Genomic DNA, 25,924 nt, shown 5'->3' with positions numbered 1-25,924 from the left:
TTAATAGCCCAGGATCCCAATGCTTTCTCGAAAGACTAAAGTTGAGTAGAATCCACGGCCCGGGCTTCAATCCATTTTCATACCGCTTTACGCGAGGCAGACCACCATGTTTTATCAGGATCCTTTTGACGTCATCATCATTGGCGGGGGTCACGCAGGCACTGAGGCCGCAATGGCCGCAGCGCGAATGGGTCAGCAGACCCTGCTTTTGACACACAATATCGACACGCTGGGACAAATGTCCTGTAATCCGGCGATTGGCGGCATTGGGAAAGGACACCTGGTAAAAGAAGTGGATGCACTTGGCGGCCTGATGGCGAAAGCGATCGATCATGCTGGCATCCAGTTTAGGATACTAAACGCGAGCAAAGGGCCTGCTGTTCGAGCGACGCGTGCACAGGCAGACCGCGTACTTTACCGCCAGGCGGTGCGTACCGCTCTGGAGAACCAGCCGAACCTGATGATCTTCCAGCAGGCGGTCGAAGATCTTATCGTTGAGAACGATCGCGTCGTAGGCGCGGTGACCCAGATGGGCCTCAAATTCCGCGCCAAAGCCGTGGTGTTGACCGTGGGGACATTCCTGGACGGTAAAATTCATATCGGCCTGGATAACTACAGCGGTGGCCGTGCTGGCGATCCGCCGTCTATTCCCTTGTCTCGCCGTCTTCGCGAACTGCCGCTGCGCGTTAGCCGCCTGAAAACCGGTACGCCGCCGCGTATTGATGCGCGTACCATTGATTTCAGCGTGCTGGCGCAACAGCACGGTGATAACCCAATGCCGGTCTTCTCGTTCATGGGCAATGCGGCACAGCATCCGCAGCAGGTGCCGTGCTATATCACGCATACCAACGAGAAAACCCACGACGTGATCCGCAATAACCTCGATCGCAGCCCGATGTACGCTGGCGTGATCGAAGGGATCGGTCCGCGATACTGCCCGTCGATCGAAGACAAAGTGATGCGCTTCGCCGATCGCAACCAGCACCAGATCTTCCTGGAGCCCGAAGGGCTGACCTCAAACGAAATTTACCCGAACGGCATCTCCACCAGCCTGCCGTTCGACGTGCAGATGCAAATTGTTCGCTCAATGCAGGGTATGGAGAACGCAAAAATCGTTCGCCCTGGCTACGCTATTGAGTACGATTTCTTCGATCCGCGTGACCTGAAGCCGACCCTGGAGAGCAAATTCATCCACGGTCTGTTCTTCGCGGGTCAGATTAACGGCACCACCGGCTATGAAGAAGCGGCTGCACAGGGCCTGCTTGCTGGCCTGAACGCTGCGCGCTTCTCTGCCGAGAAAGAAGGCTGGGCACCCGGCCGTTCTCAGGCGTACCTGGGCGTGCTGGTTGACGATCTCTGCACGCTGGGTACCAAAGAACCGTACCGTATGTTTACCTCTCGCGCGGAATATCGCCTGATGCTGCGTGAAGATAACGCTGACCTGCGTCTGACCGAAATGGGCCGCGAGCTCGGTCTGGTCGATGACGAGCGCTGGGCGCGCTTCAACGAGAAGCTGGAGCGCATCGAACAGGAACGTCAGCGTCTGAAAACCACCTGGGTGAATCCGCAGGCGGAAACCGCTGCTGAAGTGAACGCTCACTTAACCGCGCCGCTGTCGCGCGAGGCCAGCGGTGAAGATCTGCTGCGCCGTCCAGAAGTCAGCTACGAGAACCTGGTCAAATTGACCGCGTTCGCGCCGGGCCTGGAAGACGCTGAAGCGGCAGAGCAGGTCGAGATCCAGGTGAAGTACGAAGGTTACATCGCGCGTCAGCAGGATGAGATCGAAAAACAGCAGCGTAACGAAAACACGCTGCTGCCGGAAATGCTGGACTACCGCCAGGTGACGGGCCTTTCCAACGAAGTTATCGCCAAGCTGAACGATCACAAACCGGTGTCGATCGGTCAGGCATCCCGCATCTCGGGCGTTACCCCGGCGGCGATTTCGATCCTGCTGGTGTGGCTGAAAAAGCAGGGCATGCTGCGCCGTAGCGCGTAATTGACATTGCTTTTGGCGGGTGGCGCTTCGCTGACCCGCCCTACTTATTCGTAGGCCCGGTAAGCGGCAGCGCCACCGGGCAAAAAAACTCTCAACAGGTATTCACCGTGCTCAACAAACTCTCTCGTCTGCTGGATCAGGCAGGTATTTCGCTCACCGATCACCAGAAAAATCAGCTGGTGGCCTATGTCGATATGCTGAACAAATGGAACAAAGCCTACAACCTGACGTCTGTACGCGACCCCAACGAGATGCTCGTTCGCCACATTCTCGACAGCATCGTGGTTGCGCCCTGGCTGAAAGGTGAACGCTTTATCGACGTGGGGACGGGCCCTGGTCTGCCGGGTATTCCGCTGTCGATTGTTCGTCCTGAGAGCCATTTCACACTGCTGGACAGCCTTGGCAAACGCGTGCGCTTTTTACGCCAGGTACAGCATGAGCTGAAGCTTGAAAACATCACGCCCGTGCAGAGCAGGGTAGAGGAGTTCCCGGCAGAGCCGCCGTTTGACGGGGTTATCAGCCGCGCATTTGCGTCGCTCAACGATATGGTGAGCTGGTGCAAGCACTTACCTGCGGAGAATGGCCGCTTTTATGCACTGAAAGGGCAGTTGCCAGGCGATGAAATTGAACAGCTTCCGGACGGTTTTGCTGTCGAGTCTATTGAGAAATTACAGATTCCTCAGCTCGAAGGTGAACGTCACCTGGTGATAATTAAGCCAAACAATTTTTAAAAAATTAATAAAAAATGTGGAATTCGTGCTGTTCTTATCATGTTAAAAAACAGCACAACTAGCGGGGATTTATCGGGGAGCTTTTAACCTCTGCTTCACTAAGGTTTTTCTTCCGGTTAACGAAGTAACTCTTATTCACCGAGAAGATAGTCATCTGTGAAAATATAAGTCTGCTAAAAGTGGAAGGCAGTAACCAGAACGCAATGTTAATTATTTATTAAGAATGTCAATAAAAGGTTTTTATTGTGTACTGGGCTGTTTTGAAAATAGTTGCGACATTTTGTGTTTAATTTCATAAAGATAAATTTTCGCGATTTGCGCCTTTGATAAATACAACCTTATCGCAAATGTGTGTTTTGTGATCTCGTGCACGCTTTATCGACAACGTTTTCGCGCTGTTTGCAGTTTTGGTCGAAGGTTGACGCTTTCAGCGAAAGTTAAAAAATAGCGGTGGGGAAAAATATTTAAACATTTATTCACCTTTTCGCTACTTAATGTTTGAAATCACGGGTGCGCACCGTATAATTTGACCGCTTTTTGATGCTTGACTCTGAGCCTTAAAGGACGTTTTATACGACACGCGGCATACCTCGAAGGGAGCAGGAGTAAAAACGTGATGTCTGTGTCGCTCTTGAGTAGAAACGTTGCTCGTAAGCTTCTGTTCATTCAGTTTCTGGCTGTGATAGCAAGTGGACTGCTGTTTAGCCTCAAAGACCCCTTCTGGGGCATCTCCGCCGTGTGCGGGGGTTTGGCGGTTGTGCTGCCAAACGTGTTGTTTATGATTTTTGCCTGGCGTCATCAGGCGCATACACCTGCCAAAGGCCGCGTGGCCTGGTCCTTCGCCCTCGGCGGAGTGTGTAAGGTGTTGCTGACCTTTGCTCTACTGGTGATGGCGCTGGCGGTTTTGAAAGTGGTCTTCATGCCGCTGATAGCAACGTGGGTTTTGGTGCTGGTGGTACAAGTTCTGGCTCCAGCTGTAATCAATAACAAAGGGTAAAAGGCATCATGGCTTCAGAAAATATGACGCCGCAGGATTACATAGGTCACCATCTGAATAACCTTCAGCTGGACCTGCGTACATTCTCGCTGGTGGATCCACATAACCCCCCGGCCACCTTCTGGACGATCAACATCGACTCCATGTTCTTCTCGGTGGTTTTGGGTCTTCTGTTCCTGGCCATGTTCCGCGGTGTTGCTAAACGAGCGACCAGCGGTGTACCAGGGAAATTCCAGACCTTTATCGAAATGATCATCGGCTTCGTCCATGGCAGCGTCAAAGACATGTACCATGGCAAGAGCAAGCTGATTGCTCCGCTGGCGCTGACCGTGTTCGTTTGGGTCTTCCTGATGAACCTGATGGACCTGCTGCCAATCGATCTGCTGCCGTTCATCGGCGAGCACATCTTCGGCCTGCCTGCACTGCGTGTGGTACCGTCTGCGGACGTGAACATCACCCTGTCGATGGCGCTGGGCGTGTTTATCCTGATTCTTTTCTACAGCATCAAAATGAAAGGCGTAAGCGGCTTTGTGAAAGAGCTTACCTTGCAGCCGTTCAACCACTGGGCGTTTATTCCGGTCAACCTGATCCTGGAAGGCGTTAGCCTGCTGTCCAAACCTGTTTCACTGGGTCTGCGACTGTTCGGCAACATGTATGCGGGTGAGCTGATTTTCATTCTGATCGCGGGTCTTCTGCCGTGGTGGTCACAGTGGGTTCTGAATGTGCCGTGGGCCATTTTCCACATCCTGATCATTACGCTGCAAGCCTTTATCTTCATGGTTCTGACGATCGTCTATCTGTCGATGGCGTCTGAAGAGCACTGATTTTTTACCAACACTACTACGTTTTAATTGAAACAAACTGGAGACTGTCATGGAAAACCTGAATATGGATCTGCTGTACATGGCTGCCGCTGTGATGATGGGTCTGGCGGCTATCGGTGCTGCGATCGGTATCGGCATCCTCGGGGGCAAATTCCTGGAAGGCGCTGCGCGTCAACCTGATCTGATTCCTCTGCTGCGTACTCAGTTCTTTATCGTTATGGGTCTGGTGGATGCTATCCCAATGATCGCTGTAGGTCTGGGTCTGTACGTGATGTTTGCTGTCGCGTAGTAGTAGTTTTAAAACCCTAAGCCACAGATATTAAAGAGGTATTGTGCTGTGAACATGAACGCAACAATCCTCGGCCAGGCCATCGCGTTTATTCTCTTTGTCTGGTTCTGCATGAAGTATGTATGGCCGCCTTTAATGGCTGCCATCGAAAAACGTCAGAAAGAAATTGCTGACGGTCTGGCTTCTGCAGAACGCGCTAAGAAAGATTTGGACCTTGCACAGGCCAACGCGACAGACCAGCTGAAAAAAGCGAAAGCGGAAGCTCAGGTTATCATCGAACAGGCTAACAAACGCCGTTCGCAGATCCTGGACGAAGCCAAAGCTGAAGCAGAACAGGAACGTACTAAGATCGTGACACAGGCTCAGGCTGAAATTGAAGCTGAGCGTAAACGTGCTCGTGAAGAACTGCGTAAGCAGGTTGCGATTCTGGCTGTTGCTGGCGCCGAGAAGATCATCGAACGTTCCGTGGATGAAGCTGCTAACAGCGACATCGTGGACAAACTTGTCGCTGAACTGTAAGGAGGGAGGGGCTGATGTCTGAATTTGTTACGGTAGCTCGCCCCTACGCCAAAGCAGCTTTTGACTTTGCTATCGAACACCAAAATGTCGATCGCTGGCAGAATATGCTGGCGTTTGCCGCTGAGGTGACGAAAAACGAACAAATGGCCGAGTTGCTTTCCGGTGCGTTAGCACCTGAAACCCTCGCCGCGTCGTTTATCGCCGTGTGCGGAGAGCAACTGGATGCCAACGGCCAGAACCTGATTAAGGTGATGGCAGAGAATGGTCGTCTCCGTGTGCTCCCGGATGTTCTCGAGCAGTTTGAGCACTTACGTGCCCTTAGTGAAGCTACCGCTGAAGTTGAAGTGACTTCTGCGACTGAACTGAGTGACGAACAGCTTGCGAAAATTACCGCCGCGATGGAAAAACGTCTGTCACGCAAAGTTAAGCTGAATTGCAAAATCGATAAGTCTGTAATGGCAGGCGTAATCATCCGCTCGGGTGATATGGTCATTGATGGCAGCGTACGCGGCCGTCTTGAGCGCCTTGCAGACGTCTTGCAGTCTTAAGGGGACTGGAGCATGCAACTGAATTCCACCGAAATCAGCGAACTGATCAAGCAGCGCATTGCTCAGTTCAATGTTGTGAGTGAAGCTCACAACGAAGGTACTATTGTTTCTGTAAGTGACGGTGTTATCCGCATCCACGGCCTGGCCGATTGTATGCAGGGTGAGATGATTTCCCTGCCGGGTAACCGTTACGCTATCGCACTGAACCTGGAGCGCGACTCCGTTGGTGCAGTTGTGATGGGTCCATACGCTGACCTCGCCGAAGGCATGAAGGTTAAGTGTACTGGCCGTATTCTGGAAGTGCCGGTTGGCCGTGGCCTGCTGGGTCGCGTTGTTAACACCCTGGGTGCGCCAATCGACGGTAAAGGTCCGGTTGAGCACGATGGCTTCTCCCCAATCGAAGTTATCGCACCGGGCGTTATCGACCGTCAGTCCGTAGATCAGCCTGTTCAGACAGGTTATAAGTCCGTTGATGCCATGATCCCAATCGGTCGTGGTCAGCGTGAACTGATCATCGGTGACCGTCAGACCGGTAAAACCGCGATGGCTATCGACGCCATCATCAACCAGCGTGACTCCGGCATCAAATGTGTGTACGTGGCTATCGGCCAGAAAGCGTCCACCATTTCCAACGTGGTTCGTAAACTGGAAGAGCACGGCGCACTGTCTAACACCATCGTTGTGGTGGCGACCGCGTCTGAATCTGCTGCACTGCAATACCTGGCGCCATACGCCGGTTGCGCAATGGGTGAATACTTCCGTGACCGCGGTGAAGATGCGCTGATCGTATACGATGACCTGTCTAAACAGGCTGTTGCTTATCGTCAGGTTTCCCTGCTGCTCCGTCGTCCACCTGGACGTGAAGCGTTCCCTGGCGACGTATTCTACCTCCACTCTCGTCTGCTGGAGCGTGCTTCCCGCGTTAACGCGGAATACGTCGAGAACTTCACCAAAGGTGAAGTGAAGGGTAAAACGGGCTCTCTGACCGCTCTGCCGATCATTGAAACCCAGGCGGGTGACGTTTCTGCGTTCGTTCCGACCAACGTAATCTCCATTACCGATGGTCAGATCTTCCTGGAAACCAACCTGTTTAACTCCGGTATTCGTCCGGCAGTTAACCCGGGTATCTCCGTATCCCGTGTTGGTGGTGCTGCTCAGACCAAGATCATCAAGAAACTGTCCGGTGGTATCCGTACCGCGCTGGCACAGTATCGTGAACTGGCTGCGTTCTCTCAGTTCGCATCCGATCTGGACGAAGCAACCCGTAAACAGCTGAGCCACGGTCAGAAAGTGACCGAACTGCTGAAGCAGAAACAGTACGCACCAATGTCTGTTGCTCAGCAGGGCCTGGTTCTGTTCGCGGCTGAACGCGGTTACCTCGAAGATGTGGAACTGGCGAAAATCGGTAGCTTCGAAGCCGCTCTGCTGGCTTACGTCGACCGTGATCACGCTCCGCTGATGCAAGAGATCAACCAGACCGGTGGCTATAACGACGAAATCGAAGGCAAGCTGAAAGCTATCCTCGATTCCTTCAAAGCAACCCAATCCTGGTAATCGTCCGGCGGCTTGTCTCAGGACAAGCCGCCTGGCATTGAGGAGAAGCTCATGGCCGGCGCAAAAGAGATACGTAGTAAGATCGCAAGCGTCCAGAACACGCAAAAGATCACTAAAGCGATGGAGATGGTCGCCGCTTCCAAAATGCGTAAATCGCAGGATCGCATGGCGGCCAGCCGTCCTTATGCAGAAACCATGCGCAAAGTGATTGGTCACCTTGCAAACGGTAATCTGGAATATAAGCACCCTTACCTGGAAGAACGCGACGTTAAGCGCGTGGGCTACCTGGTGGTGTCGACCGACCGTGGTCTGTGTGGCGGCTTGAACATTAACCTGTTCAAAAAACTGCTGGCGGATATGAAAGCATGGTCTGAAAAAGGCGTTCAGTGCGATATCGCAATGATCGGCTCTAAAGGCGTCTCTTTCTTTAACTCCGTTGGTGGCAACATTGTCGCTCAGGTGACCGGTATGGGTGATAACCCGTCCCTGTCCGAACTGATCGGCCCGGTTAAAGTGATGTTGCAGGCTTATGATGAAGGCCGTCTGGACAGACTGTACGTTGTCAGCAACAAATTCATTAACACCATGTCTCAGGTTCCAACGCTCACTCAGATGCTGCCGTTACCGGCATCAGAAGATGGCGAGCTGAAGCAAAAAACCTGGGATTACCTGTATGAACCCGATCCGAAACCGCTGCTGGATACCCTGCTGCGTCGTTACGTTGAATCTCAGGTTTATCAGGGCGTTGTAGAAAACCTGGCCAGCGAGCAGGCCGCACGAATGGTGGCGATGAAAGCCGCGACCGATAATGGCGGCAGCCTGATTAAAGAGCTGCAGTTGGTTTACAACAAAGCTCGTCAGGCCAGCATTACTCAGGAACTCACCGAGATCGTCTCGGGGGCCGCTGCGGTTTAACCAGGTTTACGAATTACGTAGAGGATTCAAGATGGCTACTGGAAAGATTGTCCAGGTAATCGGCGCCGTGGTGGACGTCGAGTTCCCTCAGGACGCCGTACCACGCGTGTACGACGCGCTTGAGGTACAGAATGGTAACGAGAGCCTGGTGCTGGAAGTTCAGCAGCAGCTCGGCGGCGGTATCGTGCGTACCATCGCGATGGGTTCTTCCGACGGTCTGCGTCGTGGTCTGGAAGTAAAAGACCTTGAGCACCCGATCGAAGTCCCGGTAGGTAAAGCAACACTGGGTCGTATCATGAACGTATTGGGTCAGCCAATCGACATGAAAGGCGACATCGGTGAAGAAGAGCGTTGGGCTATCCACCGCGCGGCACCTTCCTACGAAGAGCTGTCCAGCTCTCAGGAACTGCTGGAAACCGGTATCAAAGTTATCGACCTGATGTGTCCATTTGCGAAGGGCGGTAAAGTCGGTCTGTTCGGTGGTGCGGGTGTAGGTAAAACCGTAAACATGATGGAGCTGATCCGTAACATCGCGATCGAGCACTCCGGTTACTCTGTGTTTGCGGGCGTAGGTGAACGTACTCGTGAGGGTAACGACTTCTACCACGAAATGACCGACTCCAACGTTCTGGACAAAGTATCCCTGGTTTACGGCCAGATGAACGAGCCACCAGGAAACCGTCTGCGCGTTGCGCTGACCGGCCTGACGATGGCTGAGAAGTTCCGTGACGAAGGCCGTGACGTTCTGCTGTTCGTTGATAACATCTATCGTTACACCCTGGCCGGTACTGAAGTATCTGCACTGCTGGGTCGTATGCCTTCAGCGGTAGGTTATCAGCCTACGCTGGCGGAAGAGATGGGTGTTCTTCAGGAACGTATCACCTCTACCAAAACCGGTTCTATCACCTCCGTTCAGGCGGTATACGTACCTGCGGATGACTTGACTGACCCATCTCCAGCCACCACCTTTGCGCACTTAGATGCAACCGTGGTACTGAGCCGTCAGATCGCGTCTCTGGGTATCTACCCAGCCGTTGACCCGCTGGACTCCACCAGCCGTCAGCTGGATCCACTGGTTGTGGGTCAGGAACACTACGACACTGCGCGTGGCGTACAGTCCCTGCTGCAGCGTTACCAGGAACTGAAAGACATCATCGCCATCCTGGGTATGGATGAACTGTCTGAAGAAGACAAACTGGTGGTAGCACGTGCGCGTAAGATCCAGCGCTTCCTGTCCCAGCCGTTCTTCGTTGCGGAAGTATTCACCGGTTCTCCGGGTAAATACGTTTCCCTGAAAGACACCATCCGTGGCTTTAAAGGCATCATGGAAGGCGAATACGATCACCTGCCAGAGCAGGCGTTCTACATGGTTGGTTCCATCGAAGAAGCTGTGGAAAAAGCCAAAAAACTTTAACGCCTTAATCGGAGGGTGATATGGCAATGACTTACCACCTGGACGTCGTCAGCGCAGAGCAACAAATGTTCTCTGGTCTGGTCGAGAAAATCCAGGTAACGGGTAGTGAAGGTGAGCTGGGTATTTTCCCGGGTCACGCACCGCTGCTCACCGCCATTAAGCCTGGTATGATCCGCATCGTTAAACAGTTCGGTCACGAAGAGTTTATCTATCTGTCCGGCGGCATTCTTGAAGTGCAGCCTGGCAGTGTGACCGTTCTGGCCGATACCGCTATTCGTGGCCAGGATCTCGACGAAGCGCGAGCCCTGGAGTCGAAGCGTAAGGCTGAAGAGCACATTAACAGCTCTCATGGTGACGTGGATTACGCTCAGGCGTCTGCGGAGCTGGCCAAAGCGATCGCGAAACTGCGCGTTATCGAGTTGACCAAAAAAGCGATGTAACACCGGCTTGAAAAGCACAAAAGCCAGTCTGGATACCAGGCTGGCTTTTTTTTTCGGCCTTAATTCATGATAAAAAAGATGTAGAATTTTAATCATCAAACGTTTTTACTTCTCACACAAACAACCGTCAGGATGCGTATGTTAAACAGTGCGATGAGCGTGGTGATCCTTGCCGCAGGCAAAGGTACCCGCATGTATTCCGATTTGCCTAAAGTGCTACACACGCTGGCAGGAAAGCCAATGGTGCAGCATGTCATTGATGCAGCGAATGAACTGGGTGCCCGTCAGGTCCACCTGGTTTACGGCCACGGTGGCGATCTGCTTAAAAAGACGCTGAGCGATAGCTCGCTCAACTGGGTGCTTCAGGCTGAACAGCTGGGTACCGGTCATGCGATGCAGCAGGCTGCGCCGTTCTTTGCTGATGACGAAGACATCCTCATGCTCTACGGTGACGTTCCGCTGATCTCTGTTGAAACACTCACTCGCCTGCGTGAAGCCAAACCGCAGGGCGGCATCGGCTTATTAACCGTCGTGCTGGACGATCCTACGGGCTATGGCCGTATCACGCGTGAAAACGGCAACGTTACGGGTATTGTTGAACACAAAGATGCCAGCGATGAACAGCGCAAAATTCAGGAGATCAATACCGGTATCCTGATCGCCAATGGCGCGGATATGAAGCGCTGGCTGTCGAAGCTCAACAACAACAACGCGCAGGGTGAGTTCTACATCACCGACATCATTGCGATGGCGTATCAGGAAGGGCGAGAAATTGCTGCGGTCCATCCGTCGCGCATCAGCGAAACCGAAGGGGTGAACAACCGCCTTCAGCTCTCTCGCCTTGAGCGTGTTTATCAGTCCGAACAGGCTGAAAAACTGCTGCTGGCAGGCGTGATGCTGCGCGATCCGGCGCGTTTCGATCTGCGCGGTACTTTGTCTCACGGGCGCGACGTTGAGATTGATACTAACGTTATCCTCGAGGGTAACGTTCAGCTTGGCAACCGCGTCAAAATTGGCGCTGGCTGTGTGATTAAAAACAGCATCATCGGTGACGACTGCGAAATCAGCCCGTACAGCGTGGTGGAAGATGCTCGTCTGGATGTGGCCTGTACCATAGGCCCGTTTGCGCGCCTGCGCCCGGGCGCTGAGCTGCTGGAAGGCGCTCACGTGGGTAACTTCGTGGAGATGAAAAAAGCGCGTCTGGGTAAAGGCTCTAAAGCCGGTCATCTGACCTATCTGGGCGACGCGGAAATTGGCAATAACGTGAATATTGGTGCAGGGACGATTACCTGTAACTATGACGGCGCCAATAAGTTTAAAACGATCATTGGTGATGATGTGTTTGTCGGGTCCGACACTCAGCTGGTGGCGCCTGTTACCGTGGGTAACGGGGTGACTATTGCTGCCGGAACAACCGTAACGCGCGATGTGGCCGAGAACGAGCTGGTATTAAGCCGCGTTCCGCAGGTCAGCAAGCAGGGCTGGAAACGCCCGGTGAAGAAAAAGTAACAGCAAGGCGGGTGGCGCTACGCTTACCCGCCCTACGATTGAGTAGGCCTGATAAGGCGTAGCCGTCATCAGGCAAACCCGGGAGAGGAGATAAATATATATCTCCCCCCACAAGCAGTACCCATAAAAATAACCCCACTCTCTACAAGGCTCGGGGTGCCCGGAAAGGGCAAATACAGGTCAGCGACAACGCAGGCATAATGCCTACATTCGGAATCTAAAATTATGTGTGGAATTGTTGGCGCAGTTGCGCAGCGTGATATTGCTGAAATCCTTCTCGAAGGTTTACGTCGTCTGGAATACCGTGGTTACGACTCTGCCGGTCTGGCTGTCGTCGATGCAGAAGGTCATATGACCCGTCTGCGTCGTCTCGGTAAAGTGCAGATGCTGGCCCAGGCCGCGGAAGAACATCCGCTGCACGGGGGAACCGGTATCGCGCACACCCGCTGGGCGACGCATGGCGAACCGTCTGAAGGTAACGCGCACCCGCATGTGTCTGAACACATCGTGGTCGTGCACAACGGCATTATCGAAAACCACGAACCGCTGCGCGAAGAACTGAAAGCGCGCGGCTATACCTTCGTCTCTGAAACTGACACCGAAGTGATTGCTCACCTGGTGCACTGGGAGCTTGAGCAAGGCGGCACACTGCGTGATGCGGTGCTGCGTGCTATCCCTCAGTTGCGCGGTGCGTACGGTACGGTGATCATGGATTCCCGCGACCCGTCCACGCTGCTGGCCGCGCGTTCTGGTAGCCCGATGGTTATCGGTCTGGGCATGGGCGAAAACTTCATCGCTTCTGACCAGCTGGCGCTCCTGCCAGTTACCCGTCGCTTTATCTTCCTCGAAGAGGGTGATATCGCGGAAGTGACTCGCCGCAGCGTGACCGTGTTCGATACCAAAGGCGAGCAGGTGAAGCGTCAGGAGATCGAATCTAACCTGCAGTACGACGCGGGCGACAAAGGCGCTTACCGTCACTACATGCAGAAAGAGATTTACGAGCAGCCAAACGCCATCAAAAACACCCTGACCGGGCGCATCAGCCACGGTGAAGTGGATCTGAGCGAGCTGGGCGCAAACGCGAACGAACTGCTCGGCAAGGTCGAGCATATTCAGATCGTGGCCTGCGGCACCTCATACAACTCCGGTATGGTTTCTCGCTACTGGTTTGAATCTCTGGCGGGCGTGCCGTGTGATGTGGAAATCGCGTCTGAATTCCGCTATCGCAAATCTGCGGTGCGTCGTAACAGCCTGATGATCACCCTTTCCCAGTCTGGTGAAACGGCGGATACCCTGGCTGCGCTGCGACTGTCTAAAGAGCTGGGTTACCTGGGCTCTCTGGCCATCTGTAACGTCCCGGGCTCTTCCCTGGTGCGTGAATCCGATCTGGCGCTGATGACCAAAGCGGGCACCGAAATCGGCGTGGCTTCCACTAAGGCGTTTACCACTCAGCTGACCGTTCTGCTGATGCTGGTGGCGAAACTGGCGCGTCTGAAAGGTCTGGATGCCTCCGTTGAACACGACATTGTGCATGGCCTGCAGGCGTTGCCGAGCCGTATTGAGCAGATGCTGTCTCAGGACAAACGCATTGAGGCACTGGCGGAAGATTTCTCTGACAAACATCACGCCCTGTTCCTGGGCCGTGGCGATCAGTATCCGATTGCGCTGGAAGGCGCGCTGAAGCTGAAAGAGATCTCTTACATTCACGCGGAAGCCTATGCGGCAGGTGAGCTGAAACACGGTCCGCTGGCGCTGATTGACGCGGATATGCCGGTCATCGTTGTGGCCCCTAACAACGAACTGCTGGAAAAACTGAAATCTAACATCGAAGAAGTGCGCGCCCGTGGTGGTGTGCTGTACGTCTTCGCCGACAAAGATGCCGGTTTTGTCAGCAATGACAACATGCACATCATTGAGATGCCGCATGTGGAAGAGGTGATTGCACCCATCTTCTACACCGTTCCGCTGCAGCTGCTGGCCTATCACGTTGCGCTGATCAAAGGCACCGACGTTGACCAGCCGCGTAACCTCGCTAAATCGGTTACTGTAGAATAATCCCTTCAGGCTCCACCTTCGGGTGGAGCTTTTTTATCCCATCTGGTTTGTTTTTAATCAATCTGTTCACGTTTTTAATAATGACAATTTGTCATCTTCAGCTACTTTTTTCAGTGTCACATAAAGAAAATATTTCTGAAAACGGTTTGTCATAAAAGTGGCTAAGACGATGAAAATTAAGCTTTATTTTGCTTGTTTTTAAGTGAAATTTTCGTTGTCATAAAACTGTCATAATTCGTACATTTATCTGTCACCTGTTTGTCCTATTTTGCTCATCGTAGCCACTAAACAACGATTTACGAAAATCTTGCAGGAGACATTATGAAAGTTATGCGTACCACTGTCGCAACTGTTGTCGCCGCGACCTTATCTCTGAGCGCGTTCTCTGTATTTGCAGAAGCAAGCCTGACTGGCGCTGGTGCAACCTTCCCTGCGCCGGTGTATGCCAAATGGGCGGATACCTACCAGAAAGAAACCGGTAACAAGGTTAACTATCAGGGTATCGGCTCCTCCGGTGGCGTGAAACAAATTACCGCGAACACGGTTGATTTCGGCGCGTCTGACGCTCCGCTGTCTGATGACAAACTGGCTCAGGAAGGCCTGTTCCAGTTCCCTACCGTGATCGGTGGCGTGGTTCTGGCGATCAACCTGCCGGGCGTGAAGTCGGGCGAGCTGGTGCTGGACGGCAAAACGCTGGGTGACATCTACCTGGGCAACATCAAAAAATGGGATGACGAAGCGATCGCTAAGCTCAACCCAGGCCTAAAGCTGCCTTCTCAGAACATCGCCGTGGTTCGCCGCGCGGATGGTTCTGGTACCTCTTTCGTGTTCACCAGCTACCTGGCGAAAGTGAACGAAGAGTGGAAATCTAAAGTCGGCTCCGGCTCTACCGTTAACTGGCCTACCGGTCTGGGCGGTAAAGGTAACGACGGTATCGCCGCGTTCGTACAGCGTCTGCCTGGCTCCATCGGCTACGTAGAGTATGCGTACGCGAAGCAGAACAACCTGTCCTACACCAAACTGGTGTCTGCCGACGGCAAACCGGTTAGCCCGACCGAAGAGAACTTTGCTAACGCCGCCAAAGGCGCTGACTGGAGCAAATCCTTCGCGCAGGATCTGACTAACCAGAAGGGCGAAGGTGCATGGCCAATCACCTCTACCACCTTCATCCTGGTACACAAAGAGCAGAAGAAACCTGAGCAGGGCGCTGAAGTGCTGAAGTTCTTCGACTGGGCATACAAAAACGGCGGCAAACAGGCTAACGCTCTGGATTACGCCACCCTGCCAGACAACGTGGTTGAGCAGATTCGCGCTGCATGGAAAACCAACGTAAAAGACAGCAGCGGTAAAGCATTGTATTAATTTAGCATTCTGACGAAAATGGCGGGTGGCGCTTGCGCTTACCCGCCCTACGGTTCCGACTGTAGGCCGGGTAAGCGCAAGCGCCACCCGGCGATTTCGTAAACGCGTTCAACAGAAGAGTAATTTATGGCTGCAACCAAGCCTGCATTTAACCCTCCGGGTAAAAAAGGTGACATGATTTTCAGCGCGCTGGTCAAACTGGCTGCGCTGATTGTGCTATTGCTGCTGGGCGGCATTATCGTGTCTCTGATTTTCTCCTCCTGGCCGAGCATCCAGAAATTCGGTTTCTCCTTCCTGTGGACCAAAGAGTGGGACGCGCCGAACGACATCTACGGTGCTCTGGTGCCGATCTACGGCACGCTGGTGACCTCGTTCATCGCCCTGCTGATTGCGGTTCCTGTTAGCTTTGGTATTGCCCTGTTCCTGACCGAGCTGGCGCCGGGCTGGCTGCGTCGTCCGCTGGGGATCGCCATTGAACTGCTGGCGGCCATCCCAAGTATCGTCTACGGCATGTGGGGCCTGTTCATCTTTGCGCCGCTGTTTGCCACGTACTTCCAGGAACCGGTGGGTAATGTCCTCTCTGCCATTCCGTTTGTGGGGGCCCTGTTCTCTGGCCCGGCTTTCGGTATCGGCATTCTGGCGGCTGGCGTGATCCTCGCCATCATGATTATTCCATACATTGCGGCGGTTATGCGCGATGTCTTCGAACAAACGCCGGTGATGATGAAAGAGTCGGCCTACGGTATCGGCTGTACCACCTGGGAAGTGATCTGGCGCATTGTCCTTCCATTCACCAAAAATGGGGTGATCGGGGGCGTGATGCTGGGCTTAGGTCGTGCGCTGGGTGAAACCATGGCGGTTACCTTTATCATCGGTAACACCTACCAGCTCGACAGCGCGTCGCTCTACATGCCGGGTAACAGTATTACCTCTGCGCTGGCGAATGAATTTGCGGAAGCGGAATCGGGTCTGCACGTCGCGGCACTGATGGAGCTGGGTCTGATTCTGTTCGTTATTACCTTCATTGTTCTGGCGATTTCCAAGCTGATGATTATGCGCCTCGCTAAAAATGAGGGAGCACGCTAATGGCCACTCTCGAAATGCAAGCTACCGCTGAACTGGCGGAATCCCGCCGCAAAATGCAGGCCAGACGCCGCATGAAAAACCGCATTGCCCTGACGCTCTCTATGGCGACGATGGCATTCGGCCTGTTTTGGCTGGTCTGGATCCTCTTCTCGACGGTCGTTCGCGGAATTGACGGAATGTCACTGTCGCTGTTCACCGAAATGACGCCGCCGCCGAACACGGCGGGTGGTGGCCTGGCGAATGCCCTGGCGGGCAGCGGACTGCTGATCCTCTGGGCGACGGTCTTCGGTACGCCGCTGGGCATTATGGCGGGGATCTACCTGGCAGAATACGGCCGTAAATCCTGGCTGGCGGAAGTCATTCGCTTCATTAACGACATTTTGCTGTCAGCCCCATCTATCGTCGTGGGTCTGTTCGTTTACACCGTGGTGGTGGCGCAGATGGAACACTTCTCCGGCTGGGCGGGCGTCATTGCGCTGGCGCTGCTGCAGGTGCCGATTGTGATTCGAACCACCGAGAACATGCTGAAACTGGTGCCGGACAGCCTGCGTGAAGCGGCTTACGCGCTGGGTACGCCGAAATGGAAGATGATCTCTGCGATTACGCTGAAGGCGTCGGTCTCCGGGATCATGACCGGTATCCTGCTGGCGGTGGCGCGTATCGCGGGTGAAACGGCACCGCTGCTGTTTACGTCCCTCTCCAACCAGTTCTGGAGCACGGACATGATGCAGCCGATCGCCAACCTGCCGGTGACGATCTTTAAATTTGCGATGAGCCCCTTCGCGGAGTGGCAGCAGCTGGCCTGGGCCGGAGTGCTGATCATTACCCTTTGCGTACTGTTGCTGAACATTCTGGCGCGCGTCATTTTCGCGAAGAAGAAACACGGTTAATTTTTTACGGCGCGGCAGCTCGCGGCGCCGAATGAGGAAATGAGTCAATGAGTATGGTTGATACTGCCCCGGGTAAGATTCAGGTTCGTGATTTGAACTTCTACTACGGCAAATTCCATGCCCTGAAGAACATCAACCTGGATATCGCGAAGAACCAGGTCACGGCATTTATCGGTCCGTCCGGCTGTGGGAAATCCACGCTGCTGCGTACCTTTAACAAAATGTATTCGCTCTATCCGGAGCAGCGCGCTGAAGGGGAAATCATCCTCGACGGCGAAAACATTCTGACCCAGGCTCAGGATATCGCCCTGCTGCGCGCGAAAGTGGGGATGGTGTTCCAGAAACCCACGCCGTTCCCGATGTCCATTTATGACAACATCGCCTTTGGCGTTCGCCTGTTTGAAAAGCTCTCCCGTGCCGATATGGATGAGCGCGTACAGTGGGCTTTGACCAAGGCCGCATTATGGAACGAAACCAAAGATAAGTTGCACCAGAGCGGTTACTCTCTCTCCGGTGGTCAGCAGCAGCGTCTGTGCATTGCGCGCGGTATTGCGATTCGCCCGGAAGTGTTGCTGCTGGATGAGCCGTGTTCAGCGCTGGACCCGATCTCAACCGGTCGCATTGAAGAACTGATCACCGAGCTGAAGCAGGATTACACCGTGGTTATCGTGACCCATAACATGCAGCAGGCTGCACGTTGCTCCGATCACACGGCGTTTATGTACCTGGGTGAATTGATTGAGTTCAGTAACACGGACGATCTGTTCACTAAGCCCGCGAAGAAACAAACCGAAGATTATATTACTGGCCGCTACGGTTGATTTGCCTTAGTGCATGTGGAGAAACCATGGACAACCTCAATCTTAATAAACATATTTCAGGCCAGTTCAACGCAGAGCTGGAGAGCATCCGCACGCAGGTGATGACCATGGGTGGCATGGTTGAGCAGCAGCTTTCTGATGCAATTACGGCAATGCACAACCAGGACAGCGAGCTGGCGAAGCGCGTCATTGAAGGCGACAAAAACGTCAACATGATGGAAGTCGCTATCGACGAGGCCTGCGTGCGCATTATCGCGAAACGTCAGCCGACGGCGAGCGACCTGCGTCTGGTGATGGCGATCATCAAAACCATCGCCGAGCTGGAACGTATCGGCGACGTTGCGGATAAAATCTGCCGTACCGCGCTGGAGAAGTTCTCTCAGCAGCATCAGCCGCTGCTGGTCAGCCTGGAGTCGCTGGGCCGCCACACCGTGCAGATGCTGCACGACGTGCTGGATGCCTTTGCGCGGATGGATCTGGACGAAGCGGTGCGTATCTACCGCGAAGATAAGAAGGTCGATCAGGAGTATGAAGGCATCGTGCGTCAGCTGATGACCTACATGATGGAAGATTCCCGTACGATCCCAAGCGTACTGACGGCCCTGTTCTGCGCGCGTTCTATCGAGCGTATCGGCGACCGCTGCCAGAATATTTGCGAATACATTTTCTACTTCGTGAAGGGGCAGGACTTCCGTCACGTGGGCGGCGACGAGCTGGACAAGCTGCTGGCGGGTAAAGATCCGAAAGAGTAATCCTGTCATCTGATAATAACGCCGGTACTTACCGGCGTTATTATTTCTAGTGTAATCACAATTCTCCCCTTCATCCGTTGCCTGACGTTCGAAACGCGCTAACGTGAGACGAAAAAACAGCAAAGGATGGGATATGAAAAATTCATTAGCATGCCTGGCGATAGCTATCAGCATCGGGATCGGTACTGGAACAAACGTGATTGCCGCACCGTTGCCAGCGACACCTGATCCGGCTACCCCGGTCAGCCACTATGTGACGCAGGTCAATGCGGATAAAAGCATTACGTTTCGCCTGTTTGCGCCTGGCGCAACGCGAGTCTCCGTGGTGACGGGGTCAATGCCTGAAAGCCAGGTTTCCCATGATATGACGAAAGAGAAAAATGGTGTCTGGACATGGAAAAGTGAGCCGATGGCCCCGAATCTCTACGAATATTATTTCGACATCGATGGTTATCGTTCAGTCGACACGGGAAGCCGCTATCAAAAACCTCAGCGGCAGGTGAACACCAGCCTGATTCTGGTTCCGGGCAGCATTCTCGACGATCGTGCCGTACCGCATGGCGATCTCACCACCCTGACCTGGCACTCGCCGTCACTCAAGTCAGAGCGCCGCGTTTATGTATGGACTCCCCCTGGCTACAACGGCAAAGGGGAACCTCTACCGGTGCTCTACTTCTACCATGGCTTTGGGGATACCGGGCTCTCGGCAATCGATCAGGGCCGCCTGCCGCAAATGATGGATAACCTGATGGCCGAGGGGAAAATCAAACCGATGCTGGTGGTCGTACCCGACACCGAGACGGAGAGCGCTGAGGCCATTCCCGAGAATTTCCCCCCGGCAGAACGACGGAAGTCTTTCTATCCGCTCAATGCGAAAGCCGCAGACCGTGAACTGATGAGCGAGATTATTCCGCTGGTGGATACACGCTTCAACGTGCGTAAAGATGCTGATGGCCGGGCGCTGGCGGGGTTGTCACAGGGCGGCTATCAGGCGCTGGTCTCCGGGATGAATCATCTTGAGAGCTTCGGCTGGCTGGGAACGTTCAGCGGCGTTACCACGACAACCGTGCCTGATGAAGGCGTGGCCGCACGCTTTAAGCAGCCGGAGGCCATTAACCGGCAGCTGCATAACTTCACCGTCGTCGTGGGAGAGCGCGATTCGGTGACCGGCAAAGACATTGCCGGTCTGAAAGCGGAGCTGGAAAAACAGGGCATCAAATTCGACTATAAAATGTACCCCGGTCTGAATCACGAAATGGATGTCTGGCGTCCGGCCTATGCTGAGTTTGTTCAAAAGCTCTTCAGATAAACCAGTCGCCCTCCCTGCCGGGAGGGTCTGCTTAACGCGTAATATTCCACCCGCGGGCCTTCCACAGCGCGGGTAGCTGCGCCAGATCGGTGAAGGTCGTGACTTTGGGATGATCGATCGGCTTGTTGTGCGGGTCGGCGCAGAAGTAAAACACCTCCATTCCCGCATCAATCCCCGACTGCGCGCCCGCAGACGAGTCATCCACCAGAATGCAGTGCTCTACGTTAACGTTCATCGCCTTTGCCGCATGGAACATCAGTGCCGGGTCCGGCTTCCAGCGCTGGATATCGTAGCCGCTGAACAATTTTTCCGGGAAGTGGTGCAGCATCTCAAGCTTGCCTAGCGAGTGCTGCATTTTGCTGACCGGACCGTTGGAGACCACGCAGATCGGCACCGTCATGGCATCCAGCAGCGCGTTTGCGCCCGGAATCACCTCCAGCTCCGAATCGAACAGGCGTGCAACCTCGGCGCGGTAGACCGGTTCCAGAGCCGCCTTCTCAAGAACGACGCCGTGTTCTTCGTTAATGATGTCGATAATCTCGTAGAGCTTCACGCCCTTAAAGCGTTTAAACACCTCTTCGAGTTCCAGCGTAATGCCAAATTCCTGAAACATGGCCACATACGCGCGGGAACAAATGACCTCACTGTCGACCAGCGTACCGTCGCAGTCGAAAAATACCGCTTCAATTCCGGACATGCCTTTCCCTTTTAACCAGTTTAACGTTTACGTACGGCAGTTCACCGGAACGCAATCGTTGCCGTATAAGCAAATTCAATGAAAAAAGTATCACGTAACCGCCACTATTGTCGCATTTTGGTATAGGATAGCGACGAATTTTCCCTCCTTGTTCGGAAATTGATGATGAGTCAACAACACACTACCCAGACGTCTGGTCAGGGTCTGCTTGAGCGCGTGTTTAAACTGCGCGAGCACGGCACGACGGCACGCACCGAAGTGATCGCCGGTTTCACTACCTTTCTGACGATGGTCTATATCGTTTTTGTTAACCCTCAAATTCTGGGCGTTGCTGGCATGGATACCAGCGCCGTCTTCGTAACAACCTGTCTGATCGCGGCCCTTGGCAGCATTCTGATGGGCGTATTCGCTAACTTGCCGGTCGCGCTGGCCCCGGCGATGGGCCTGAATGCGTTCTTCGCATTCGTTGTCGTTCAGGCGATGGGTCTGCCGTGGCAGGTTGGCATGGGCGCCATCTTCTGGGGCGCGGTTGGTCTGCTGCTGCTGACCATTTTCCGCGTGCGTTACTGGATGATTGCGAACATCCCCGTGAGCCTGCGCGTGGGCATCACCAGCGGTATCGGTCTGTTCATCGGTATGATGGGGCTGAAAAACGCCGGTGTTATCGTGGCGAACCCGGATACGCTGGTGAGCATCGGTCACCTGACCTCTCATAACGTGCTGCTGGGCGTGCTGGGCTTCTTTATCATCGCGATCCTGGCTTCCCGCAATATTCATGCGGCGGTGCTGGTGTCCATCGTGGTCACCACGCTGCTGGGCTGGATGCTGGGCGACGTTCACTATAACGGCATCGTTTCCGCGCCACCGAGCGTCTCTACCGTTGTTGGTCATGTTGATCTGGCGGGTTCCCTGAACCTGGGCCTGGCGGGCGTGATTTTCTCCTTCATGCTGGTGAACCTGTTCGACTCTTCCGGTACGCTGATCGGCGTGACCGACAAAGCGGGTCTGGCAGATGAGAAAGGGAAATTCCCGCGCATGAAGCAGGCGCTGTTTGTGGACAGTATCTCCTCTGTGACCGGCTCATTTATCGGAACCTCGTCTGTTACCGCTTACATTGAATCCTCTTCCGGGGTTTCTGTGGGTGGCCGTACCGGCCTGACGGCGGTTGTGGTGGGTATTCTGTTCCTGCTGGTGATCTTCCTCTCGCCACTGGCGGGCATGGTGCCTCCGTACGCGGCGGCGGGTGCGCTGATCTACGTGGGGGTGCTGATGACCTCCAGCCTGTCTCGCGTGAAGTGGGATGATTTAACCGAAGCGGTGCCGGCGTTTATTACCGCCGTGATGATGCCGTTCAGCTTCTCGATTACCGAAGGTATCGCGCTGGGCTTTATCTCTTACTGCGTAATGAAGATCGGTACCGGCCGCTTCCGCGATCTCAGCCCATGCGTGATTGTTGTGGCGCTGCTGTTTGTGCTGAAGATTGTGTTTATTGACGCCAAATAAACAGTAAGCCCTTTTCTTCGAAAAGGGCTTTAGTGTTTGTTCCCTCTCCCCGTGGGAGAGGGTCAGGGTGAGGGCATCAGGCCGCAATGATCTTACGCCTTCACTCGCTTAATATAATCCCCGAACGCCGTCAGCTGGCCAGAGAGATGGTCGCGCGTGCTCTGATCCACCACCTCACCCGTTTGCGGGTCGACCTTGTTCTGAATCACTCCGCCCATAAATTCCGGCTTGTTCATCACCATCGCATCGAGGAAGACCAGGATCTGACGCAGGTGATACTGGCAGCGTGCGCCGCCAATCGCGCCCATGGAGCTGGTCTGGATCAGCACCGGTTTGCCTGACAGCGGCTGCTCAGGTAAACGGGACAGCCAGTCGATGGCATTCTTCAGGCCACCGGGTACAGAGTAGTTGTACTCTGGCGTGACGATGACCACGCCGTCAGCCTGGCGGATCTGTTCGGCCAGCGCCTCAACGCTCTGCGGGAACCCTTCTTCCTGCTGTACGTCAGCATCATAAAGCGGAATATCGCCAATAGACGGCAGGGCGCTAATTTCCATACCTGCAGGCGCCAGCTGTGGCAGCGTGCGGGCTACCATCCCGTTAAATGAACCTTTGCGCAGGCTTCCCAGTAACGTAACGACTTTCAACGTATCAGACATGATTACTCCTGTTTCATCATGATGACCCTGATTGGATCAGCTTAGGGTAAATGCTTTTTCTGCCGGTAAACTGGTTAATCGCATCAGACGTGCGGCGGGCTCGTTGGCGCGCTCGGGCACATCAGGAAGGCTACGCCATCCCTGTTGACTGTCAAATTCCCAGATTTTCATGCGTTCGATGGCGGGGGTCACCGCGATGGACCAAATGAGCACATCCTCAGCGTCGCAGAGCGCTTCTACCAGCGTGGCCTGGGTGGCGCGCAGACGTCCGGAGCCTGGCAACAGCTGCAGCAGGCTGGCGTCGTCTGAGGCGCATCCGCAGAGCTTACGAATGCTCTGGCGCAAGGTAATGAGCTGCGCTCTGGCTTCGACAGGATCGTTCTGGTTGCGTATCCACAGCTTCTCATTACTGGAGAGCGGATAGTCTTCATGCGCATTAGCGCCATGGAAGCTGCGCGTCGCACGCTGAAGTTCCATATCGAGCCCACAGTCCCCCTCGGTGGTCAGCGCGACGCCAATGATATTGCCCGTGTAGGCAATGGAAAAACGAGGGAGATCCGGGTCAGCAAAGACCGGACGGCCTTCTGGCTGGGTAATGATATCCGGCAGCTCGCTGGTGCCGTAGAGCATAAACAGCAGTTCCGCGAGAAGCGCCCGGGACGCTAAAAACCGCGACCTGCGGTGCTCCGGAAGCGTGAGTGCTTCACGGTGACAGGCTGAAGAAATTCTTGCCGATACGAGACGTCCTTCCGTAAGTATCCCTCTTGCAAAGTGCGTAGCCATTTTTCGCTCCTTGATAATGGTCGTAATCGGTTAAACGGTTACATGATTATCGCTTAACTTGCCTCCTGTTTTAATCAGTAAATGGGCGTAAGAGAAGCCTTAGGACCGAACTTTACATTTTCTTAGGCAAAAATTGGATCGCTCGCACCGTACAGCGCCTTGATGGTCTCCCGCAGCCAGAGGATTTTTGGATTGTGGCTGTTCCGTTTATGCCAGATCAGCGTGAAGGGCACGGTCAATTTTTCCGCCTGCTCCTCATCAATCGGAATGGGGAGGGCGATCAGCTTCCGCTGGTGGAGTTCATTGTAATGGTGACAGTAGTGCGGGGCGGTGGCGATATAGTGATGGCCGGGCTGCGCCGCCATAAACATCGCCTGTTCGAAGCCCGGCAGGCTCATGGCGATCGTGCGCTCGCGTCCCATCTCCTTTAGCACCTCATCCAGCGCCCAGGTATCGCTGCGTTCCCAGAAGATGCTGATATGGGGATAGCGCAGGAAGGTCTCCAGATTCCACTCTTGCTGAAGCGCCGGATGATCCTCGCGCAGATAGACGCAGGGGCGATCGCTAAACAGGATTTCGTAGTCGATAAACCACGGCATCAGCTTAAGCAGTTCACGCGAGCGCGGGTGGGTTTCGCGACCGGTGAAGCCAACGTCCACTTCCCCGCGCGTAATGGCGTCCAGCGAGTCATAATCCCAATGACGCATCTTCACCGTCGCCTGCGGATAACGCTGGTTCACCTGCTCAAGCAGGGCGTTAAAGCGGATGAGCATCAGCGGCGTTTCGGCGGCCAGCACAAACGTCAGCCCGCCAGGCGAATCATGGTGAGATTTATCGAGGATCTGGTTGCCGATCTGCATCCAGTCGGCCAAATCCTGCTCCAGGCTGACCGTTAGTGGCGTTGGCAGCAGCCCTAACGGCGTTTTGACAAACAGCGGGTCGTCAAACCAGTCGCGCAGCCTGGCCAGCGATTTGCTCACCGCTGACGGCGTCACGTTCATCCGCTTCGCGGCTTTGGTGACGCTGCGCTCCTGCAGCAAAAGCTGCAGGCAAAGCAACAGGTTAAGATCGAGACTGCTGATAGGCTTCTTCATAATGCGCCGTGGGCTGGATGACCATAAGTAAGGTAATGCAGAGTATGCTACAGCCAATCAGAACCCCGATCAGCATATTCAGCGCGTTAAGCCCGATGACCGCCGCCAGCCATATCCACAGAGACGAGCCGCAGACCTGCGCGATACCCAGCACCGAGCTTGCCACGCCTGCCCGGAGCGAGAAGGGACCAAGCGCCTGGCTCATCGCCACGCCAAAGCCAACCGAGAACCCGGCGCAAATGAGCGTAATGCCCACCAGCATCACCGCATGTGAGCTGGTAGTCGCCAGGATCGCGCCTGCGGCGAGGAATAAAACCTGTGAGGTCAGCATCAGCGTGCGCTGGCTGAAAACATTTAGCGCAAACGGGGTAGAAAACGAGACTGCCATACTGACCATGGCGGTTAGCGCCATCACCGTCGAATACTCACCCCGATCGAAGCCCATGGTTTCCATCAGCAACACCGGGGAAACGTTTACATAGGTCAGGATCACCGCCACGCTTAACGTGGTCACGGCCAGACGACTGAGGAAAAAGCGGTTAAGCAGCTTCTCTGCCGGGTGAATGGTGGCGGTATGGCCGGTATTCTGCGAGCCTGGGTGGGTCTCTTTCAGCACGGCGATCGACAGGATAAACACCAGCGCGCCCATGGTCGCCATGGTCCAGAACAGGCTCTGCCACGGGAATTTAAGCATGATCAGATAGCCCACGACCGGTGCCAGCACCGGGATGATGCAGGTAATACCGTTCAGCATCGAGAGCACCTTAGCGCGACGCTGGGCGCTTAGGGTGTCGCGCAAAATGGCAAACGCCACCACGTAGCAACCGCCCGCACCGATGCCCTGGATAAAGCGCCCGGTCAGGAACACGGTGCTGTTTTGCGCCTGTGAGCAGAGAAGGGACGCCAGGGCAAAAACGATGGCACCGGCGATTGCGACAGGCTGACGGCCTGCTTTATCCGCGATCTTCCCGGCAAAGACCATCGACGACGCCATCCCCGCGAGGTAGGCCGAAAACGCAATATGCAGCTGCGCTTCGCTGGCGCCCAGATCGCGGGCGATATGCGGTAATCCCACCAGATACATATCAATACCGGACGGATAAAGCAGAACTAATGCGAAACTACAAAACAGAAAACGCGCCATAAACCCCCCATAGATGCAGGCAAGCAGGATAGG

General features: G+C 54.5%; 25 protein-coding genes. 20 read left to right on the top strand and 5 right to left on the bottom strand.

Annotated elements, in window-relative coordinates; genetic code table 11:
* Positions 1-106 precede the first annotated feature (106 nt).
* From mnmG to CWR52_RS12465, 19 genes are all read left to right on the top strand, one after another.
* On the top strand, positions 107-1,996 hold the full coding sequence (gene mnmG, locus CWR52_RS12555; protein WP_104949819.1) for a tRNA uridine-5-carboxymethylaminomethyl(34) synthesis enzyme MnmG: 1,890 nt from the start codon (positions 107-109) through the stop codon (positions 1,994-1,996).
* Positions 1,997-2,103: 107 nt separating this feature from the next.
* The gene (rsmG, locus tag CWR52_RS12550; protein ID WP_008500195.1) at positions 2,104-2,727 is read left to right on the top strand and encodes a 16S rRNA (guanine(527)-N(7))-methyltransferase RsmG; all 624 of its coding nucleotides are present in this window, start codon (positions 2,104-2,106) and stop codon (positions 2,725-2,727) included.
* 616 nt (positions 2,728-3,343) lie between these two features.
* Complete coding sequence (gene atpI, locus CWR52_RS12545; RefSeq protein WP_104949818.1) at positions 3,344-3,724, top strand: F0F1 ATP synthase subunit I; 381 nt, start codon at positions 3,344-3,346, stop codon at positions 3,722-3,724.
* A gap of 8 nt (positions 3,725-3,732) precedes the next feature.
* On the top strand, positions 3,733-4,548 hold the full coding sequence (gene atpB, locus CWR52_RS12540) for a F0F1 ATP synthase subunit A (protein WP_008500193.1): 816 nt from the start codon (positions 3,733-3,735) through the stop codon (positions 4,546-4,548).
* Positions 4,549-4,597: 49 nt separating this feature from the next.
* Complete coding sequence (gene atpE, locus CWR52_RS12535; RefSeq protein WP_000429386.1) at positions 4,598-4,837, top strand: F0F1 ATP synthase subunit C; 240 nt, start codon at positions 4,598-4,600, stop codon at positions 4,835-4,837.
* A gap of 48 nt (positions 4,838-4,885) precedes the next feature.
* Positions 4,886-5,356: a F0F1 ATP synthase subunit B gene (gene atpF, locus CWR52_RS12530; RefSeq protein ID WP_003862370.1), complete on the top strand. Its 471-nt coding sequence runs from the start codon at positions 4,886-4,888 to the stop codon at positions 5,354-5,356.
* A 14-nt stretch (positions 5,357-5,370) separates the two neighbouring features.
* The gene (gene atpH, locus CWR52_RS12525; RefSeq protein WP_008500192.1) at positions 5,371-5,904 is read left to right on the top strand and encodes a F0F1 ATP synthase subunit delta; all 534 of its coding nucleotides are present in this window, start codon (positions 5,371-5,373) and stop codon (positions 5,902-5,904) included.
* Positions 5,905-5,916: 12 nt separating this feature from the next.
* Positions 5,917-7,458 carry a F0F1 ATP synthase subunit alpha gene (atpA, locus tag CWR52_RS12520; RefSeq protein ID WP_003862367.1) on the top strand — a complete coding sequence of 514 codons (1,542 nt, stop codon included), beginning with the start codon at positions 5,917-5,919 and terminating at the stop codon, positions 7,456-7,458.
* Positions 7,459-7,509: 51 nt separating this feature from the next.
* Complete coding sequence (gene atpG, locus CWR52_RS12515; RefSeq protein ID WP_024907886.1) at positions 7,510-8,373, top strand: F0F1 ATP synthase subunit gamma; 864 nt, start codon at positions 7,510-7,512, stop codon at positions 8,371-8,373.
* A gap of 31 nt (positions 8,374-8,404) precedes the next feature.
* Positions 8,405-9,787, top strand: coding sequence for a F0F1 ATP synthase subunit beta (atpD, locus tag CWR52_RS12510; RefSeq protein ID WP_003862362.1), 1,383 nt, complete (start codon positions 8,405-8,407; stop codon positions 9,785-9,787).
* 20 nt (positions 9,788-9,807) lie between these two features.
* Entirely contained in the window at positions 9,808-10,227 is a 420-nt protein-coding gene (locus CWR52_RS12505; RefSeq protein ID WP_003862360.1) for a F0F1 ATP synthase subunit epsilon, read from the top strand.
* Positions 10,228-10,365: 138 nt separating this feature from the next.
* The gene (gene glmU, locus CWR52_RS12500) at positions 10,366-11,736 is read left to right on the top strand and encodes a bifunctional UDP-N-acetylglucosamine diphosphorylase/glucosamine-1-phosphate N-acetyltransferase GlmU (protein ID WP_104949817.1); all 1,371 of its coding nucleotides are present in this window, start codon (positions 10,366-10,368) and stop codon (positions 11,734-11,736) included.
* Between the two features lie 225 nt (positions 11,737-11,961).
* Positions 11,962-13,791: a glutamine--fructose-6-phosphate transaminase (isomerizing) gene (gene glmS / locus CWR52_RS12495; protein ID WP_104949816.1), complete on the top strand. Its 1,830-nt coding sequence runs from the start codon at positions 11,962-11,964 to the stop codon at positions 13,789-13,791.
* A 321-nt stretch (positions 13,792-14,112) separates the two neighbouring features.
* Entirely contained in the window at positions 14,113-15,153 is a 1,041-nt protein-coding gene (pstS, locus tag CWR52_RS12490) for a phosphate ABC transporter substrate-binding protein PstS (protein WP_032675678.1), read from the top strand.
* A 126-nt stretch (positions 15,154-15,279) separates the two neighbouring features.
* Positions 15,280-16,239: a phosphate ABC transporter permease PstC gene (gene pstC, locus CWR52_RS12485; protein ID WP_023309793.1), complete on the top strand. Its 960-nt coding sequence runs from the start codon at positions 15,280-15,282 to the stop codon at positions 16,237-16,239.
* Complete coding sequence (gene pstA, locus CWR52_RS12480; protein ID WP_024907882.1) at positions 16,239-17,129, top strand: phosphate ABC transporter permease PstA; 891 nt, start codon at positions 16,239-16,241, stop codon at positions 17,127-17,129. Before pstC ends, pstA begins: the two co-directional genes overlap by 1 nt.
* Before the next feature lie 47 nt (positions 17,130-17,176).
* On the top strand, positions 17,177-17,950 hold the full coding sequence (gene pstB, locus CWR52_RS12475; protein ID WP_008500183.1) for a phosphate ABC transporter ATP-binding protein PstB: 774 nt from the start codon (positions 17,177-17,179) through the stop codon (positions 17,948-17,950).
* A gap of 26 nt (positions 17,951-17,976) precedes the next feature.
* Positions 17,977-18,702, top strand: coding sequence for a phosphate signaling complex protein PhoU (gene phoU / locus CWR52_RS12470; protein ID WP_008500182.1), 726 nt, complete (start codon positions 17,977-17,979; stop codon positions 18,700-18,702).
* A gap of 133 nt (positions 18,703-18,835) precedes the next feature.
* Entirely contained in the window at positions 18,836-20,011 is a 1,176-nt protein-coding gene (locus tag CWR52_RS12465) for an esterase (RefSeq protein WP_167467782.1), read from the top strand.
* A 31-nt stretch (positions 20,012-20,042) separates the two neighbouring features.
* On the opposite strand, the gene yieH is transcribed toward CWR52_RS12465, so the two are convergent.
* A complete protein-coding gene (gene yieH, locus CWR52_RS12460; RefSeq protein WP_104949815.1) occupies positions 20,043-20,708 on the bottom strand; it encodes a 6-phosphogluconate phosphatase in 666 nt (221 codons plus the stop codon).
* A 165-nt stretch (positions 20,709-20,873) separates the two neighbouring features.
* On the opposite strand from yieH, the gene adeP reads away from it, so the two are divergent.
* A complete protein-coding gene (gene adeP / locus CWR52_RS12455) occupies positions 20,874-22,211 on the top strand; it encodes an adenine permease AdeP (protein ID WP_152034560.1) in 1,338 nt (445 codons plus the stop codon).
* 92 nt (positions 22,212-22,303) lie between these two features.
* Here the strand turns inward: adeP and CWR52_RS12450 are convergent, their stop codons facing one another.
* The 4 genes from CWR52_RS12450 to CWR52_RS12435 all read right to left on the bottom strand — a co-directional run bounded on the left by CWR52_RS12450 (position 22,304) and on the right by CWR52_RS12435 (position 25,891).
* Positions 22,304-22,870, bottom strand: a complete 567-nt coding sequence (locus CWR52_RS12450) for an NADPH-dependent FMN reductase (protein WP_014833835.1) — start codon at positions 22,868-22,870, stop codon at positions 22,304-22,306.
* A gap of 36 nt (positions 22,871-22,906) precedes the next feature.
* Positions 22,907-23,653: a 4'-phosphopantetheinyl transferase family protein gene (locus CWR52_RS12445; RefSeq protein ID WP_104949813.1), complete on the bottom strand. Its 747-nt coding sequence runs from the start codon at positions 23,651-23,653 to the stop codon at positions 22,907-22,909.
* Between the two features lie 122 nt (positions 23,654-23,775).
* Entirely contained in the window at positions 23,776-24,747 is a 972-nt protein-coding gene (yidZ, locus tag CWR52_RS12440) for an HTH-type transcriptional regulator YidZ (RefSeq protein WP_104949812.1), read from the bottom strand.
* A complete protein-coding gene (locus tag CWR52_RS12435) occupies positions 24,716-25,891 on the bottom strand; it encodes an MFS transporter (RefSeq protein WP_104949811.1) in 1,176 nt (391 codons plus the stop codon). The genes yidZ and CWR52_RS12435 overlap by 32 nt, the downstream gene beginning before the upstream one ends.
* Positions 25,892-25,924 lie beyond the last annotated feature (33 nt).

The organism is Enterobacter sp. SGAir0187 (genome assembly GCF_002952735.2).
Lineage (GTDB): Bacteria > Pseudomonadota > Gammaproteobacteria > Enterobacterales > Enterobacteriaceae > Enterobacter > Enterobacter quasiroggenkampii.
Note: the sequence above shows the minus strand (reverse complement) of the source record. Positions and strands in the feature narration are given on the sequence as shown.